A 16,740-nucleotide genomic window follows, 5' to 3' on the forward strand; every position below is an offset into this window, starting at 1 on the left:
TTAGAAGTACTGAATAATAATTATAAAAAAATTTAGTTTAAGTAATGAATTAATGAAAACTTAAGTTATTATAAATAATATTTATTACTCCTTCATTACATGAACCAAGTCTGTAAAACCACTTCTAATCTCTTCTAGAGCTAAATCCGCCAAATTAGCTGCTTTTTCAGCATTAGGGGCTTTTCCAACGCCTGCTTTTAGGGCAACATTTATTTCATCTTCGATTTCTTTAATTATGGTCAGTAGTCCTTCTGGTTCCAGTCCATTACAAGGTGACATGAAGTTGTCTCCACCAATGAAGAAGAGAAGTGATCCTTTTTCAATTAATTTCTTCATTAAAAAGTGCTGAACCCTATTAACGATAAATGAAGTGTCATAAGCAGGAATAATATCTGTTAAGGAATCTGTGATTCCATTAATATCTATGTGAGCTATTTGAACAAAGCTATCTTCTTTATTAACCAAGCCATCAATAGCTAGAATTTCTTTTCGCTCTTCCGATTGAGCCCCGCCATGATTTTGAAGAGCTTGTGTGGCATTTCGCTGAGCATCATAAGGAGTTTCTGCTGCACCAACACCCATACTAATGGTTACGGGATATCGATTACCAATAGATTTTTGTATGCGCAGATGGTCCTCTACATCCACATTATTGGTTATGGCCAGCATGTTGTCAAAGCGGGTGAAAAAAACCAGCCCTTGCTTAGCAGCAAACTGTCTTTGCAAATCAGCATATAGTTCTGATTGTAAAATCTGAAGATCTGCCTCGGCTCTTGGAGTTGGAGTAACTGTCCAAGGGCCGTAGTTGTCAATTTGAATTAGAGTCATTTGTATCATAATATTCCACTCAATACTGTTCTGGCTAACATAACTTTATCCCCAATGTTTCTCATCTTGGTGTTTGTTATTGTGACCTCTTTTATTAGTTTTTCTATTTCTTTCTCTAAAAGTGTATCATCAGGGTCAATAACAAACTTATCTAAAAAATCTGCATACATGGAACAAACACCTACTGATGAGACAGGTAGGTTCGCTGCTTCCATAAATTTAGCCGCGGGGCCACTAACTGGCAAATTACCAATTATGGGCGAAATTCCCACGACATAAGCTTTTTTCAGTGCTTTTTTCACACCATTCATTGATATTATGGGACCTATAGAAGTAATCGGGTTTGAAGGCCCAATAATCACTATTTCAGATTCTTCAATTGATTCTATTACTCCCGGAGCCGGTTCCACATAATTATAAACCACTTCTAAAACATCCAGTTCAGCTTTTTCTTTAATTAAAAACTGATGAAAACTCATTTCTCCTTGAGGAGTTAGAATTTTAATCTCAGATTGCTCATCACTCATGGGTCGAATCATTGCTTTGATTTTAAGGGCTTTTCTTTGAATATCAACTGCTTGGGAGAGAGAATGATTTTTTATAAGCATTGTTTTTTGTATTTTCAAAGCTCGGTCCTGGTCTCCAATTCGCAACAGCTCTGGAGAACCAAATTCATTTAATTTTTCATTAGTAATGAATGTATCATCTTTCAGCCCATACCAGGTTTCATCGTTTATTAAATTTGATAGAGTATAAAGAACCGTGTCAATATCCGGAGTTACATAAACTCCAGAGAAATAATCATTTTCCACAGTATTTACTACCACATTAATTAAAGAAGGATTAATAGTCTCTTTGATTCCTTGAATTAATTTAGGAGTTCCCGTGCCACCAGATAATACTGTGATCATTTAAATCTCTCTTTTTTAAAATTAATCTTAATATTTTTTCTTATTGTTAAATCTAGAAATTGTTATTTTAGTATTAGTTTTAATTCCATTATTCTAATTTTAATTCTAATATTCTAAAATTACAAAATTTAAATAAAATCTAATAATTTCAATCAAGAGTATATTGTAATAGAAATTGAATGTAATATAAAATTTATTGTTTCATTCATTTGATTTTCTAGATTATTAACTATTTTATTGAGTTTATAAAAAATAATTAACTTTTAACGGAATGCATCAAATTTTTTAGGCCTTATCAGAGATTTAGCCCCATCTACTACATTCCTAAGATTATTAAAATTATTATATCCTTTTATAATAACAACAGGTATTCCTTCATCGGCCTGGCCCATTATTAAAGATGCTGAAGCAGCTAATTCATCTGCTACTGCTATTTGAGTGGTTTGAAGTTCCCGACCATATAAATCAATTTCACCCTGACGATTCCAGAGCGAATTTATTCCAGAAACACCTATAGCAACCCCAACCGCGCCTTCTCTGAAAGGCCTACCCTGGGTGTCTGAAATAATTACTGCGAGATCCTTTTGAGTACTATTCTCAAGATTATTTCTCAATTGCAATGCGCTTTTATCAGGATTAATGGGTATAGGAGTGGCTTTTCCTTCATCCACATTGGATTCATCAATTCCGGCATTGGCACAAATAAAACTATGTTTAGTCTCAGATACGATGAAATCAGGCCCTACTCTAATAATTTCATTGGATTCTTGAATTATTGCTTCAACTAGTTTTGGATCTTTACCTGTTTTTTCAGCCAGCTCCATAGCTTTGGTACTTGGAACAATGGATTCTAAATCAATAAAATTCCCTTCAGCCTTAGAGATTAATGTTTCAGCAACTACCAGAATATCACCATCATTCAGAGTTATTCCCTGCAGGTTAGTGGATTTAAGAATTAACTCTTGCAAATTATCTCCCTCATTTACCAGAGGAATTTCAGTAAGGCCTATTAATTGGATTTGCATTGAAACACCGTTAAAAAGTATTTTATTATAATTATTGTATTTTACTTTCCCATCAATTAAATAAAGCAATATTTTAGAGGAATTAGTTAAATTGAACTTAATTCCCATTTATTCCCTAAAAAGGCCGCTGCAGAAGTTACCGGATTAGTGAATTCTTCAAATTTGCCTTTATTCATGATGAATTCTGAGGCTTCTTGAGAGTTAGATGCTTCAAATTCGACTTTATTGGGTTTAATGTGTTCATAAGTAGATATGTAACATGATTCTCCCTCAGGAACTTTCTCAACAATCAAATTTTCGTGAGTAACAATACCAATATAAGCTTCGCCAGATTTAGTAACTGCTCCAGCGATTCTTGGAGTATTGAAGTCGTCTTTTTCATAGTCCATAGTCATTAAAGATAATGCCAGAGCATCTCTAATATTCATTCCTACAGAAATCTTATCTGCAATTACATCAGTATGAGATCCATTAGAAACAACAGCAATATCATCAACTATTTTTATACAATTATATGCTATGTAAGGATTTACAAAAACATCCTTTTCATGTCCTTCTTTAGGAATGATGGCCACCCTATCTTCAAAGGATTTGGCCATTCTATTTGGAAAAGATCTGCTTGAAACCCTATATGCTACATAAGACCCATTATCATTATTTCCGACGGATAAAATTCTACCAAGATACATTTTTTCACCAATTACTCTACTTAAATTGTAAAAACATTATGCAAATTAAAGTAAACTTAATTAAATAAATTTTAATTTTTAATAAATATCTGAATTGAATTATTTTAGAAGATCATATATTACTAGGAGATTTAACCGCCTCGTTCACAGACATGCCTGGAGGCGTAGTAATGATAATCATCTTATTTTTAGGCTTTATAATGATCTCCCCCTCATCAATTACACGAGTATGTACTGCAATAGAGCTATCTTTAATTAAATTGGACACATTAACCCCATTTACAGTTACTGTTTCTAATCCAGCCACAGGTATAAGATAATAGTCGGAAGGACCCATACTTTCTGTTTGCTGAGGTTTACCTGATGAAGAAGTATCTGCTGCTTGAAAACTGCTAGTAACTATTACAAATATCAATATAGTAAAAAGAATGTCAATGAAAGGCACCATATTGAAGCGAGGATTATTTCCTTTAAGCTTTTTTCGGTACTTATCAACGTCTATTGCCATTTGAACCCCTTTTAATGATTATAAAATACATTAGTTTTTTTGAATATTTAATTAAGTTATTAATTAACTTTTATTCATCAAAATTTATTTTTGTAGTTCACTTTTTTATTATTACTATTGTTTTAATTTACTTTCCACGATTTCAGCACTAGCATTGCATTTTTCTAAAATGATATTGTTGATACTTTTCTCCAGCATACTTGGTTTAAAAGCAAGCCATATATTAGATTCAGGTTCATTTATTTCCTTGACATTTACAATACCTTCAGAATCCCGGAGAGCATCCACTGCACAAGGAATATCAGTATCTACCATTAATCTCACAGTAGCATATCCCCAATTAGTCATTTTCTTTGCCAATTCAATTTTATCCATCTCTTTTTCAATTAGGCCAGTTATATAAGAATAAAGAGGCAATAATGTTATGGCTACGGCTAAACCAGCAATAGTTGTAATTAATGATATGTAAATTCCTTCAGCCATGCCTGAAGAGTTTCCACCAATACCCATAGCTTTAAAAGTGTACCATATACCAATTACCGTACCAATAAGGCCTAAAAGAGGAGCAATCTCGATCATGGTCCTCAGCATGCTTAAACCCTTAGTCATTACACTCATTTCAACGATGAAAACCCTTTCCATCGCATCTTCAACTTCAGATTTATTTCTATATCCTATTTTTAGAGCTTCAGAAATTATTCTAGAAACTGGATTTTGATAGTGGCCAATAGATTTTAGAGCTTCCAGTGATCCGCCGCGCTCCATCGCATCATTGACCGTGTTAATAATCTGAGGTGTACTTGCTTTAGAAATTTTTCTTAAATAGTGAATCTTTTCAAGAGATGTAATAAGACCATAAATTCCAATTATAGCAATAATATAAGTTATTATTCCCCCATTTTTGAACATTTCTAAAATGGTGCCAAAAGTACTGGTAAAGAAGTCGAATATCATAATATCTCCTTTAATGAGTTAATTTATTCATTATCAGTTATTCTTATTGATTTTAATTTTTAAGATAATCCGGTTAATATCTAATAATTCATTAAATAATCTTCTTAATATCTCAAAAAATATTAAAGATAAATTAATTAATTTTATAATGATTTCAGATAAAGTTCATTTTTTAGATTTATTTAATATTTTAGATAGATGATGCTATAATAAATTAGTATTTAAAAATAGTGTTTTTATGGTTGATTTAAAAAGTTTTATAAATATTTAATTTTGGTTTTTAATAGTTGAAAATACATTAAACTAGTTTTAAAAAGCTAATATTTAATTATTTACTATAATTTATCCGATATGAACTATTTTTTGTTTTTAAGTTTTTCTACAGTGGCCCATGATTTTCTAACAAAATCTGGAAGCTCATCATACTCAAATTTCTGTAAAAAAGCCTTTGTTCTTGGATCACTAGGATATCCAGAACCCATACCCCCCATTTTTTTGTATTGTCGGTTTAATTTTTCAATTTCAATATCTCTTTCGACTTTAGCCACAATGGATGCCGCAGCCACAGGAATATATTTATCATCAGCCCCGTGCTCTGACATGACATCCATTTCATCACCTACAACTTCCTTAATTTGACGGGTAAGTCTTGCCGGATCAACATCTACAGAATCAATAATAACCGAATCGGCTTGGGCCATGTTAATAATTTTCATCATGGCAATTTTTTCAATTTCATTTAAATTGACATCCTTGGCCCGTAAATTATCTATATCCTGAGCAGTTATTTTCACAACATGACAATCAGCCATCTTCCTTATTTTACGGGCTAAAACATTTCTTCGGGAAGGAGTTAGTTTTTTAGAATCTTTTATTCCCATTCTCTCCAAAATAGCTATCTTTTCTTGAGGTATAACTGCCCCACATACAACTAAAGGGCCTAACACAGGACCCCTTCCCGCTTCATCGATTCCTAAAATCTTCATTTTTTTCATCTGCTTTTGATAATAATTCTAGAATATATCTGGATTATTGATTGAATACTTAATTATACATTATAAATATAATACTAATTCTTTAAGCTTATTATAATTTAATAAGTCTACTTAATAAACAGTTGAATAAATAAAATTTCTGAAATATTAATTAATATTAAATATAATATTTCGGAAGATAAATAAGTTAAAAAAATATTTGAAATGAATTAATTAAATTTTTCTTAAATTTATTTTATTAAAAATTAAAAAAAAGTTAAAAATAGATTAAATCTATTTCATTGCTTTTAATCTGACTTCAGGCTCTAAAGCACGAGGTTCAGCAGCCACAATAGCCGCTCCTTTGGCCACTACAGTCATAGGGTCATTGGAAATTTCTACTGGAATTCCTACTTCTTCAAATATTCGTTCTTTAAGACCTTTTAATTGAGATGTTCCTCCAACAACAACTGTTTTGTTGTATACTCCGGAAATTAACTCAGGAGATAACCTTTCCAGAACAGCAGCCAATGCTTCCACAATTTTCACTACAATTGGCTCCGCAGCATTAGCAACCATGGTTGAATCAACTTCTATCTCTTTAGGCTTGTTAGTCTTCATGCACTTACCAATTAAGCTGGTTGTTTCTATTTCTAGATCTGCGTTTGAATGAACCATTCCAACCTTAATTTTAGCTTTTTCAGCTTCGTGAATGCCTATTTCAACTTCATATTTCTGTTTAACTTGGTCTACGATGTTATCATCCACATCGTCCCCACCCCAGCGAATGGTTTCTATATCAGTTATTCCACCCAAAGATATAACAACCAAGTCACTGGATCCAGCACCAATATCAATTACCATGGTTCCTGCAGCTTCAGCGATAGGTAAACCGGCGCCTATGGCTGCAGAAAGGCCTTCACTAATTACAAGAACATAACTGGCCCCGGCTTTTCGTCCAATTTCTTCAACAGCGTTGCGTTCCACTTCAGAAGCGTCACCAGGAATACCAATAACAATCCTATCAATACTGGTCGTATCTTCTTCAGAGCCCATTTCCATAGCAAAAACTAAAAGTGCTTCAGCTTGTGCTACACTTTCAATAACACCTTTTCTTAAAGGTCTTACTGCCACAATGTCTTCAGGAGTTCTTCCCAGCATAGACTTTGCTTCTTCACCCACAGCTAGCACATAAGAAGGATCATCCTTTTTAACTGCTACAACTGAAGGAATTTTATATAAGTCAAATTTATCACCAGATGGTTTTGCTACCACAGTGTTAAGAGTACCTAAATCAATACCTAAAGTACTGGTAAGGGCTTTTTTTCTATCTTCTTGCTCTACCTTCTTTTTCCCAAATGAAAACATATTATTCCTCCTCTAAGATCTTATTAAATTCTACAACGAATACCTTGTTAGATTTGGCCACTTCATTGATTTTTTCAATATTTTTTTCCTCTACAGATATAAGAATCGTAGATAAACCCACGTCAGTCATTTTAAATAGTGGATCTACAACATCCCTAATAATTTGAGGTAAATGGTCAGTTAAATAAACATCAGTTTCAATAAAACCCGTAGTGGTATCTTCTAAAATAAAAGAGAATTCAATTTGGCCTTTTTCAGCATCACCTGCAAATTTCTTAATGGCATTATCTGGCCCAGCTAATAAAAGGAGATTTGGCTCATTTTTTACATAATACGGGGCAATTTTAAGATAAGCACCACCATTTTCTTTACAAATTAAACTTAATTCCCTTATTTTATCAGTATCCCCATATAACATAATAAAATCAAATTTTTTTCTTACAAATGACTCTTTTAAGTCCACATGTTCTCGGAACAAAATTTTAACCCGATCTTTAGAAGAAATAGCAGAGTATGCTACATTATTAACCATTTCTTCATTTCCAGCAATTACACACCAAATATTATCAGAACTTTGGGTGGTGGAAACCTGTGCTGCTTTTCGGAGAACTTTTATTTTACTTTCAATCATTAATACCACGCCTTTTGTTCATGGTAATCAATAAATATTTTATCGGTTATCACAAATTTACCAATTACAAAAATATTATATTCAAAATATATATCCTTTTCATAAATCAATTTATACTAATTAAAATGAATCCCTTTAGATTTAGTTGTTTTGACAATCGTTAATATAATTTGATTCATTTCCATTTATTAAGTATTAAATTTTAAGTATTAAATACCATTTAAATCAATCAAACCATTTAAATCATAGCAAATAAATCAATTAAATCCAATCTAATAATTAATTCATTTAAATAATCTAATTATTTATATTTATTCCCAAATGTATCCATATTTCTTATTTAATAGATAACATATTCGGCAAAAAATAATTTTTATCTATACTAAATATTCAACATATAATTATATATACTTTGATATGATAAAATATTGGCCGATTACTGATAGAAATGTGATTTTAGATGAAACTAGGATATGAATACAATTTTTTATTCACAAATCATCATAAAATAGCATATTCCCAAGAATTTGCTATAACTAAAAGATGTAAAAATAATATTTAAGATATAAATAACATTATTCATTAGATTTAAGATAATCTTTGCGAATTTAATTATTTTATTTTATTATATATTTATAATCCATAATTATATAATTAATAATCCATAATTCATTTCATTGATAAAAACAAATAATTAACTTGTAATTAGAAATGACCCTAAATATAATCTTCTTAAATAATTTAATAATTTATTAATATTTGTTTAAACAAATTAGTTTATTATATGACTTTTATTTAGTGCTGATTATTATAATAAGTCAGCACACATTTTCTGGTGATAAATAATGTTCGTTGAAGGAACTCTCAAAAAGGCAAGTATTTTCCTTACAATTTCAGTTTTACCATTTTTACTGGGTTATTTTTTAATCACCTTCTTTCTGTTCTCCATAATCGCATTTTTCATGCAATTTTTCAGAGACCCTAAAAGAAAAACCCCTCATGGCAAAGGCATTGTTGTCGCACCTGCCGATGGGAAAATTTTAACTGGAAAAATAGACCGTATTGACAATTTAGTATATGACGACCCACTTATGGATCTATTACTTGAAAAAAACGAAAAAGGAATTCTTATTAGTACGTTCATGTCCCCATTTGATGTTCATGTGAACAGAGTTCCTATTTCGGGTAGAGTAATTAATTCTAAGTATTGTCCGGGCAAATTTAAGATAGCTAGAAAAAGTGTTCTTACTGAAAATGAAAAAAATTTAATTGTAATAGAAACGGAGTATGGTAAGGTTGGTGTTATTCAAATTGCAGGATTTGTAGCTAGGAGAATTGTGCAATATGTTAATATAGGAGATTATGTAGAAATAGGGAGCAAAATAGGAATGATAAAGTTTGGATCTCGTGTAGATTTAATTGTTCCTGAGAAAAACTTTGAAGTAATGGTTAAAGTCGGTGATCGGCCAAAAGCCGCTGAAACAATTATGGGTCGCTTCATAAAAGCAGATTAAATTATTAAATCATATTTTTGATTAAATTAAGTTAAATATTAATTCTATAAATTTTTACTACATAAATCAATTAGGAATAAAATATAGGTGGAATTATATCCGATATTAATAAAAATATGGTTAAAATAGTGAGAATTTTTTAAATTGATGAACATTAACTAATAAATATTAAAATAAATATAATATTTATAATAAAAAGATGAGGCAAGAAAAATGAGTTTAGATACTACTCGAATGAAAGATTATGTATCTCTTCCAGATCTTTTCTCCATCACGAATGCCTCTTTTGGTTTTTTATCAATAATTATGGCCATGAATGGTGAATTAGTAATTGCTGCACAATTTATACTACTTGCAGTAATTTTCGATTCCCTTGATGGTTGGGTAGCACGAAAAACAAATAGAGATGATGAGTGTGGATTTGGAAAAAATATTGATTCATTATGTGATGTAATATCCTTTGGTGTTGCGCCGGGAATATTTTTGTATTCGGCCACTTTAACCGCGGATATACGATACATTAATATAATAGTAAGTCTCTTAATAGTTATATGTGGTATTTTGAGGCTCTCTAGGTTCAACGTGATTTCAAATATTGGAACCACCAGAGATAAATTTGTGGGACTTCCCATACCAGCAACTGCATTAGTATTGTCATCATTTTATCTCAGCGGCCTTTTTACAACTGATGTTGCTCTAATAATCATGACATTATCATCTTTATTAATGATAAGTACCATTGAATATTTTAAGCCAACAAGTGTAAAAACTGCAGGAATAATCTTGATTCTAATACTATCTGTTTGCATGCCTCAAAACATTCAAATTTATCTTATGAATATCCCCGCGAAGGCGTTATTCATCTTAAGTTTGATTTACATCATATTTATGCCGTTTATGGCCTTATTCACAAATCTAAAAAGTGGTCCACATGTTAGATAAGTTGAAAGGTAACAAAAAAAATAGTAAGGATACACCTCCAGATCTGAGGAAGCCCGACGAAACAGAGTCGGCTGACGTGGGAGGCAAAATCAAAGATCTGGTCGGTAAAATGTCTGGAAAAAATGGTGAGAAAAAGGGAGCGGCAGCACCTAGCGGAGGCCCCAAGAAAATGCCCCGTCCTATGCCCAAGCCCAAAATAAAACCAAAGCCTGTAAATAAACCTAATGCTCCTAAGCTAAAGGTTAAAGGAGATCCTAAAAGGCCACCTAAAAGATCTGGTGGTGCCTCGAGAATTAGTACTGGTGGTTTTGGACGTCGAATACCTGATGACGATCAAAAAACTTTGATAGGTGCTGTTGTTTTTGCAGTCATTTTAATTGTTTTAATAGCTTCGCTTTATTATTTCTTAGTTTATTCACCATATCAACAAACACTGCAAGGTGCTAAAGATGTCAAACTAGGTGAAGTTGATGCTTATTTCAAAGGTCCTTTAGCTACTGATCCCCAGAAAACAAATCTTTTGAATCAGATTAATACTGGAACTACTGCCGAAGAAGTTTTAGCCGTTGATGTGCTTGGCCCAGCTACGAAGTCCTGGAGAACCTATCAAACGCAGCAGATAAAGACTAAAAAAGATCCTTTTGGAAGAGTTATGGTGGTTTATTCTACGGATGCCAGTCAATCAGTGACTGCTGCAAATCAAACAGCCGCACCCGCCTCTCAAAAAGAGGTTATAATGAAAGTTGCCGATGCCCAAACATTTGTTAATCAGGCAGATGCTACCGTGCTGGCAAATATGGAAATTCAAACCCCCGATACTGTTGCAGTTCCAATAATGATTTCCAGACTGCAAGCAGCAGGTGGTTTGATTAGTGTTGGAAATATGGTTGATGTTTATGTGAAAACAGCTGCTGAAGCTGCACCTGCAGCAGCAAATAATAGTACAAACACTACAACTCCAGCAACAACAACTACCAATTCAGATACTCCTAAGATAAGTGGGGCAACAGTCTTAGCAATTTTAAGAGCAAAGGACAGTGGTACTATTGATGCTAGTCTGTTAAATAGTCAAACATTGACTATGAACGATATTAGTTCAACTAGTTCAAATCAACAAACATCAGCCACGGATGTAGAACAATTACTCAGAGCAGCAGCAGCAGGTGGATTTAATCAAGCACAAACATCAGCATTACTGCAAAATTATGGAATTAAGCTCTCAGACTATGAACGTTCATCCAATTTAGGAGATTTAGATACCACATATCTCGTTCTTTTAGAAGTTCCAAGAGAAGATGTATCTTTGTTGATCCAAAGCTCAGAAAGTTTGATTCTGACACTTCCAACACAGCAAGCACCTAACTGGATGACAAAAGAGCTACTAAGCATATATGGTTAATAAGTGGAAATTTGGTTGAATTCATAATGCAAATTCAACCAAAACTTTTTTATTTTTAATAAATTATATTATTATTACTAAAAGAGTATTAACTAAGGGGTCATGAAAATGAATATCAATAAAATCTGCATAATGTTAATAATATCAATTTTTGCTTTTTCAGGAATAATTTCCTTTGGAACATCTTCCGCAGAAACATGGGTTAGTGAAGATCCATCTGCTACCAGTTACAAAATTTCTCATTTGACTGCCACCATAACCGTAACTGTTAAAAATACCAATGACCATGTCCAGTATTTTAAAATGAGTCAGGTTTATCAAGGTAGTTTAACAGATAACAGCACTATTAAATGGCTTATAGATTGGACTGATCCAAAAGCGGTTAAAATGGTTAAATCAAGATCTCCAGAGTTAGGGGGAGATTATGGATGGCCAATAAAAGCCGGGGAAACAAAAACGGTTAGCTTCAAATTGGATGCCACCGGTATGATGGGCGGCATACCAACTTATATCATGAATGCAGAGTCCACTAACAAAACTTACTGGCCATTAATAAATGAGCCAGGATTAGAGGGGTCATGGTTCCAACCTAATGAACTGGAAATATTAAATCCAACACTGGATATAAGAAAATGGACAGGACATTTCCATTTCAGAGTAACCAATTATGATGATAAAAAAGTTTATGGGATTGTGAGGGCACCAATAGCACCTACTGGTTCAAAATTAACATCCAGCAGTCCAGATGCATTTATTGATGATGCAAGCCTAGCCAGCGGAGGTATTGCTGCTTGGAATGTTGTGATGAATCCAGACACTTATAAGGACTTTTCATACACCTATGTCTGGCCTAAAACTAGCAGTTCTTCAACAGCAAAGGCTTCATCTGCATTAATTAATTCTGGTGGGTCCAGTGGTGATTCCACAGTACCTAGTAAAACAACTGGTGTCCCATATGGGCTATTTGTAGTTGGAACTCTTGTTGCAGTGGCGGGAGTTGCATACGCAAGATTTATGAGATAATTGAGAGCAAATAATTTTTTTATTTGCTTTAATTAATTTTTTTATTTTTTATTTTTAAGAATCTAAATTAATTAATCTAAAATGAATAATTTTAGAGGCAATATATTCTTTTTATTTATTACAAAATGAATTGAAATTACAGCTATTCTGAATTTGTTAAATTTTTATAATAGAACGACTAAAAACAAGATAATAAAAATTTTGTTACAAATTGGGATGTAAAATGAAACTATCAACTATTTTTATCATAGCAGGAATGTTTATAATCTCGCTTTATTGTTTAATTGATGTGAGTTATTATGCATCTCAAATTGAGGTTGAAAATAATTTAACTAGTGTTCCCATGGTTTCTATTCCATCAATTGATGTCAATCAAAAATTAAATAATAAATCTGTATCTTATGGTGTTTACCACGAACCAGGATCATCTGCCCCCGGGGAGGGTACAGTAATTATATTTGGCCATAGAACACTTTATGGCTCCCCTTTTTACAGTTTAGATAAATTAAAAAATGGAAGCAGTGTATTTTTAGATTGGCCAGGAATAGGTAATGTAGAATACACTGTAAAAAGATCTTTTGTGGTTTCTGCATCTTATCGAATTTCAGTAGAACAGGGCCAAAAATTATTTTTAATAACTTGCACCCCAATTGGATCAGATAAACAACGATTAATTGTAGAAACTGATTTAAAAAAAATAGCCCCGTTCCAAAAAACTAGCACCCAAGACAATCCTAAAAGTTACTATGGCCTACTAATAATCCTAGGATTTTTATTATCCGGATTGACATTAACCTATTTTTATCCTGTAGAAGATGACAAAATAATTCTATTATTGGTAACCATAGGTTTAACGCTATTTTTAACATTAGGATACGTATTTCCTATTCCAGCAGACTTTATTTCATCCCAACTAACAAGTATAAATAATATTTTTGGAATTTAATAAATTAACCTCAATAAACTCAATTAAGTGAGATATAATAAATTTTCAATACTTTAAACCCAATATTTAATTTATTATTTAATATTTAAAATGTAAACAATTGATAGGTGAACATAATGGAACACACAAAAGCCATTGATGTCGATACAAAATACTTTAGCAATATTTCACACCGAGAACGGGCCATATTTGAAGGCGGTATAAGCATGGGTGCGCTTTTTCATCAGTTTATAGGAACTCCAGTGAGTATTAAAAATGCTGAAACACTGGAAAAATCCATGGAAAAATCTCTTGAATTGCAACCCTGCATAAATAGAGTCATAGTCAAAATAAATAAAGAAAAATTAGAAGAATTGAACACCAAGTTTGATTATGTTTCACTCAGTGGAGATATGCTAGATGTGAAGATTGTATCGGAATTTAAAGGAATCCGAGCACTAGTAAGAATGCAATATGAAGAAGACCTAAAATATCCACTCATGTATATAGAGCAAATTAACTGATTAAACTAATTTTATTAAATTATTCAAAACCAAGTAATAATAATTTAAAAAATTTAAATCATTTCATGAGTTATTTTATTATTTAATTTCCATTTTAAATAAAATAGATTTTTTAATTATTTTTATTAATTATGATATTCAATAGAATATCATTAACTATGAAATTCATAGATTATTTAAAAATATAATCCTATTTTGAAAAGTTATTTAAATTTAAAAGTCTAATCTAAATTAGTAATTGAAAAAATGAGAAAGATTGGTATGATTAAATTAGACCCAAACTTATGCAAGGGATGCAGCATATGCACAGAGTTCTGTCCAAAAAACGTTTATGAAGATTCTAAAACGCCGGACAAGCGAGGAGTACGCATTCCTGTCCCAAAAAACCAAGACAAATGTACACATTGTAATTTATGTGCATTAATGTGTCCAGACCAAGCTATAAAGGTGGATGAAAAAGATGAGTGAAGAATATTTCATTCAAGGAAATGAGGCCTGTGCCCGAGGAGCTATAAAAGCAGGTTGTAAGTTTTTCGCAGGGTATCCCATAACACCCTCAACAGAAATAGCGGAAGACTTGGCATTATTCTTACCTAAAGAAGGTGGAGCTTTTATTCAGATGGAAGATGAAATAGGGGCTCTTGGAGCAGTTATTGGGGCCATTTGGAGTGGAGTTAAAGGAATGACTGCCACATCGGGCCCTGGATTCTCCTTAATGCAAGAGCATATAGGGTATGCTGCCATGACCGAAACGCCATTAGTAATAGTAAACGTTCAAAGAGGTTCTCCATCTACGGGACAGCCTACCATGGCCTCTCAAAGTGATATGATGCAGGCCCGCTGGGGTTCCCATGGAGACTACGAAATTATTGCCCTATGCCCTTCATCAGTTCAAGAATGCTTTGATTTTACTGTAGAAGCTTTCAATTTAGCAGAAAAGTATAGAGTTCCAGTATTCGTCTTGAGTGACGAAATAGTGGGCCACATGAGGGAAAAAATAATCATACCTGAAAAGGTTGATATAGTAAGCCGGAAAATGCCCGAGGAAGATCCTAATGAATTTTTACCTTACAAAGCAGAAGCAAATGGAACATCTAAAATGGGTCCCTTTGGAGAAAGTTACAATCTCCACATAACCGGCCTCACCCACGATGAAAAAGGTTACCCTGACGCTTCAGATCCATCCGGCCATTCTAAACTGGTTAATCGGCTCTGTGACAAAATATTAAAAAATAAAGACGACATTGTCCGGGTGCAAGAAGAATTCTGCGAAGATGCAGATGTTATAATAATTTGTTACGGTGCACCATCGCGTTCAGTAGCAACAGCCGTTAAAAAAGCCCGTGCAGAAGGTATCAAAGCGGGTTACATGAAAATTGACACACCATGGCCATTTCCAGAAAAACACATAGAAAGGGCTGCAGAAACTGCTAAAAAAATAATTGTGGTAGAGATGAATCTGGGGCAGATGTTCTATGAAGTTCAGAGAGTTGCTGCAGGAAATGCTGAAGTTGAATTAATGCCTAAAATAGGTGGGGAAATTCATAAACCTCTGGAAATTTTGTCTAAAATTGAAAAAAGCTAATTCAATCATTAGTCTAAGTAATTAAAATTTAATTTATCAAAAATTAAGAATAACTCAAGTTAAGGAGTTGCTGAAATGGAAGAAAACAATGAAAGTCCTTTTATGAAATATTTAAGAAAGGATAGACTTCCAAACATTTTTTGTGCCGGATGTGGTAATGGTATAGTTTTAAATACATTTTTTAACGGCATGGAAATGGCAGAAGTTGATTTTGACAGTATCGCTATGGCTTCAGGAATTGGCTGTTCCTCACGGATACCAGGATATGTAAAATGCGATTCATTACACACTACCCATGGAAGACCCATATCCTTTGCTACAGGATTAAAACTGGGAAACCCCGATCTTAATGTAGTTGTATTCACAGGAGATGGAGATGCGGCCGCTATAGGTGGAAATCACCTTATTCACGGGGCTCGGAGAAATATAGATCTGACGGTTATTTGTATCAATAATAGCATATATGGGATGACCGGAGGGCAAATAAGTCCTACGTCCCCCCAGGGGAGTTATGGTAGTACTGCACCGTATGGTGCATTTGAACGGCCTTTTGATCTTGCTGAACTGGTTACAGCAGCAGGTGCAACTTATGTTGCCCGTTGGACAACTGCACATGCCCTTCAACTAGCCAATGCCATTAAAAAAGGCCTGAATAATAAAGGATTTTCATTTATTGAGGTTATTTCCCAGTGCCCAACTTATTTTGGTCGGAAAAACAAACTGAGAACTCCCGTAGATATGATGCGCTGGATGAAAGATAGCGGTGTAAACAAGCGAAAAGCTGATCAAATGAGTGCTGAAGAGCTTGAAGGAAAAATAATTGTTGGCGAATTTGCCAATGAACCACGGCCAGAGTTCTCTAATGAACTTTACAATTTAATTGAAGAAAAATACGGGCAAAAATCTCAAGCCGTGAAATCAGCTTACCGAGAGGATTAAA

The 16,740-nt window shown here is 33.1% G+C and carries 18 protein-coding genes; 9 read left to right on the forward strand and 9 right to left on the reverse strand.

What is annotated here, in order from left to right; genetic code table 11:
* Positions 1–84 precede the first annotated feature (84 nt).
* The 9 genes from Q7I96_05325 to Q7I96_05365 all read right to left on the reverse strand — a co-directional run bounded on the left by Q7I96_05325 (position 85) and on the right by Q7I96_05365 (position 7,888).
* Entirely contained in the window at positions 85–837 is a 753-nt protein-coding gene (locus Q7I96_05325) for a GTP cyclohydrolase IIa (GenBank protein MDO9627034.1), read from the reverse strand.
* Positions 834–1,739 carry a 2-phospho-L-lactate transferase gene (gene cofD / locus Q7I96_05330; GenBank protein ID MDO9627035.1) on the reverse strand — a complete coding sequence of 302 codons (906 nt, stop codon included), beginning with the start codon at positions 1,737–1,739 and terminating at the stop codon, positions 834–836. Before cofD ends, Q7I96_05325 begins: the two co-directional genes overlap by 4 nt.
* A 263-nt stretch (positions 1,740–2,002) precedes the next feature.
* A complete protein-coding gene (locus tag Q7I96_05335; GenBank protein ID MDO9627036.1) occupies positions 2,003–2,764 on the reverse strand; it encodes a coenzyme F420-0:L-glutamate ligase in 762 nt (253 codons plus the stop codon).
* A gap of 86 nt (positions 2,765–2,850) precedes the next feature.
* On the reverse strand, positions 2,851–3,453 hold the full coding sequence (locus Q7I96_05340; protein ID MDO9627037.1) for an IMP cyclohydrolase: 603 nt from the start codon (positions 3,451–3,453) through the stop codon (positions 2,851–2,853).
* A 112-nt stretch (positions 3,454–3,565) separates the two neighbouring features.
* Positions 3,566–3,961: a biopolymer transporter ExbD gene (locus tag Q7I96_05345; GenBank protein MDO9627038.1), complete on the reverse strand. Its 396-nt coding sequence runs from the start codon at positions 3,959–3,961 to the stop codon at positions 3,566–3,568.
* A gap of 114 nt (positions 3,962–4,075) precedes the next feature.
* A complete protein-coding gene (locus tag Q7I96_05350; protein ID MDO9627039.1) occupies positions 4,076–4,915 on the reverse strand; it encodes a MotA/TolQ/ExbB proton channel family protein in 840 nt (279 codons plus the stop codon).
* 356 nt (positions 4,916–5,271) lie between these two features.
* Positions 5,272–5,901, reverse strand: coding sequence for a ribonuclease HII (rnhB, locus tag Q7I96_05355; GenBank protein ID MDO9627040.1), 630 nt, complete (start codon positions 5,899–5,901; stop codon positions 5,272–5,274).
* A gap of 282 nt (positions 5,902–6,183) precedes the next feature.
* Positions 6,184–7,257: a rod shape-determining protein gene (locus Q7I96_05360; GenBank protein MDO9627041.1), complete on the reverse strand. Its 1,074-nt coding sequence runs from the start codon at positions 7,255–7,257 to the stop codon at positions 6,184–6,186.
* Position 7,258: 1 nt separating this feature from the next.
* Complete coding sequence (locus Q7I96_05365; protein ID MDO9627042.1) at positions 7,259–7,888, reverse strand: hypothetical protein; 630 nt, start codon at positions 7,886–7,888, stop codon at positions 7,259–7,261.
* 845 nt (positions 7,889–8,733) lie between these two features.
* Here Q7I96_05365 and Q7I96_05370 point away from each other — a divergent pair.
* The 9 genes from Q7I96_05370 to Q7I96_05410 all read left to right on the forward strand — a co-directional run bounded on the left by Q7I96_05370 (position 8,734) and on the right by Q7I96_05410 (position 16,739).
* A complete protein-coding gene (locus Q7I96_05370; protein ID MDO9627043.1) occupies positions 8,734–9,402 on the forward strand; it encodes an archaetidylserine decarboxylase in 669 nt (222 codons plus the stop codon).
* A 213-nt stretch (positions 9,403–9,615) separates the two neighbouring features.
* The gene (locus tag Q7I96_05375) at positions 9,616–10,344 is read left to right on the forward strand and encodes an archaetidylserine synthase (GenBank protein ID MDO9627044.1); all 729 of its coding nucleotides are present in this window, start codon (positions 9,616–9,618) and stop codon (positions 10,342–10,344) included.
* Positions 10,334–11,743 (forward strand): DUF515 domain-containing protein, encoded by a 1,410-nt coding sequence (locus tag Q7I96_05380; GenBank protein MDO9627045.1) that lies wholly within the window; start codon positions 10,334–10,336, stop codon positions 11,741–11,743. Before Q7I96_05375 ends, Q7I96_05380 begins: the two co-directional genes overlap by 11 nt.
* Positions 11,744–11,851: 108 nt before the next feature.
* Entirely contained in the window at positions 11,852–12,766 is a 915-nt protein-coding gene (locus Q7I96_05385; protein MDO9627046.1) for a hypothetical protein, read from the forward strand.
* A 223-nt stretch (positions 12,767–12,989) separates the two neighbouring features.
* Positions 12,990–13,712 (forward strand): class E sortase, encoded by a 723-nt coding sequence (locus Q7I96_05390; GenBank protein MDO9627047.1) that lies wholly within the window; start codon positions 12,990–12,992, stop codon positions 13,710–13,712.
* Between the two features lie 134 nt (positions 13,713–13,846).
* On the forward strand, positions 13,847–14,215 hold the full coding sequence (locus Q7I96_05395) for a dihydroneopterin aldolase family protein (protein MDO9627048.1): 369 nt from the start codon (positions 13,847–13,849) through the stop codon (positions 14,213–14,215).
* A 261-nt stretch (positions 14,216–14,476) separates the two neighbouring features.
* Positions 14,477–14,683 carry a ferredoxin family protein gene (locus Q7I96_05400; protein ID MDO9627049.1) on the forward strand — a complete coding sequence of 69 codons (207 nt, stop codon included), beginning with the start codon at positions 14,477–14,479 and terminating at the stop codon, positions 14,681–14,683.
* Entirely contained in the window at positions 14,676–15,800 is a 1,125-nt protein-coding gene (locus tag Q7I96_05405; protein ID MDO9627050.1) for a 2-oxoacid:acceptor oxidoreductase subunit alpha, read from the forward strand. Before Q7I96_05400 ends, Q7I96_05405 begins: the two co-directional genes overlap by 8 nt.
* A 75-nt stretch (positions 15,801–15,875) precedes the next feature.
* Positions 15,876–16,739 carry a 2-oxoacid:ferredoxin oxidoreductase subunit beta gene (locus Q7I96_05410; GenBank protein ID MDO9627051.1) on the forward strand — a complete coding sequence of 288 codons (864 nt, stop codon included), beginning with the start codon at positions 15,876–15,878 and terminating at the stop codon, positions 16,737–16,739.
* Position 16,740: the final 1 nt, after the last annotated feature.

Source organism: Methanobacteriaceae archaeon, from assembly GCA_030656015.1.
GTDB lineage: Archaea > Methanobacteriota > Methanobacteria > Methanobacteriales > Methanobacteriaceae > UBA349.

Coding starts and splice junctions, on each gene's coding strand:
- Q7I96_05400 (MDO9627049.1), top strand. CDS start 14,477: ATGATTAAATTAGACCCAAACTTATGCAAGGGATGCAGCATATGCACA.
- Q7I96_05365 (MDO9627042.1), bottom strand. CDS start 7,888: ATGATTGAAAGTAAAATAAAAGTTCTCCGAAAAGCAGCACAGGTTTCC.
- Q7I96_05335 (MDO9627036.1), bottom strand. CDS start 2,764: ATGCAAATCCAATTAATAGGCCTTACTGAAATTCCTCTGGTAAATGAG.
- Q7I96_05390 (MDO9627047.1), top strand. CDS start 12,990: ATGAAACTATCAACTATTTTTATCATAGCAGGAATGTTTATAATCTCG.
- Q7I96_05385 (MDO9627046.1), top strand. CDS start 11,852: ATGAATATCAATAAAATCTGCATAATGTTAATAATATCAATTTTTGCT.
- Q7I96_05325 (MDO9627034.1), bottom strand. CDS start 837: ATGATACAAATGACTCTAATTCAAATTGACAACTACGGCCCTTGGACA.
- Q7I96_05375 (MDO9627044.1), top strand. CDS start 9,616: ATGAGTTTAGATACTACTCGAATGAAAGATTATGTATCTCTTCCAGAT.
- Q7I96_05345 (MDO9627038.1), bottom strand. CDS start 3,961: ATGGCAATAGACGTTGATAAGTACCGAAAAAAGCTTAAAGGAAATAAT.
- cofD (MDO9627035.1), bottom strand. CDS start 1,739: ATGATCACAGTATTATCTGGTGGCACGGGAACTCCTAAATTAATTCAA.
- Q7I96_05410 (MDO9627051.1), top strand. CDS start 15,876: ATGGAAGAAAACAATGAAAGTCCTTTTATGAAATATTTAAGAAAGGAT.
- Q7I96_05405 (MDO9627050.1), top strand. CDS start 14,676: ATGAGTGAAGAATATTTCATTCAAGGAAATGAGGCCTGTGCCCGAGGA.
- rnhB (MDO9627040.1), bottom strand. CDS start 5,901: ATGAAGATTTTAGGAATCGATGAAGCGGGAAGGGGTCCTGTGTTAGGC.
- Q7I96_05350 (MDO9627039.1), bottom strand. CDS start 4,915: ATGATATTCGACTTCTTTACCAGTACTTTTGGCACCATTTTAGAAATG.
- Q7I96_05370 (MDO9627043.1), top strand. CDS start 8,734: ATGTTCGTTGAAGGAACTCTCAAAAAGGCAAGTATTTTCCTTACAATT.
- Q7I96_05340 (MDO9627037.1), bottom strand. CDS start 3,453: ATGTATCTTGGTAGAATTTTATCCGTCGGAAATAATGATAATGGGTCT.
- Q7I96_05380 (MDO9627045.1), top strand. CDS start 10,334: ATGTTAGATAAGTTGAAAGGTAACAAAAAAAATAGTAAGGATACACCT.
- Q7I96_05360 (MDO9627041.1), bottom strand. CDS start 7,257: ATGTTTTCATTTGGGAAAAAGAAGGTAGAGCAAGAAGATAGAAAAAAA.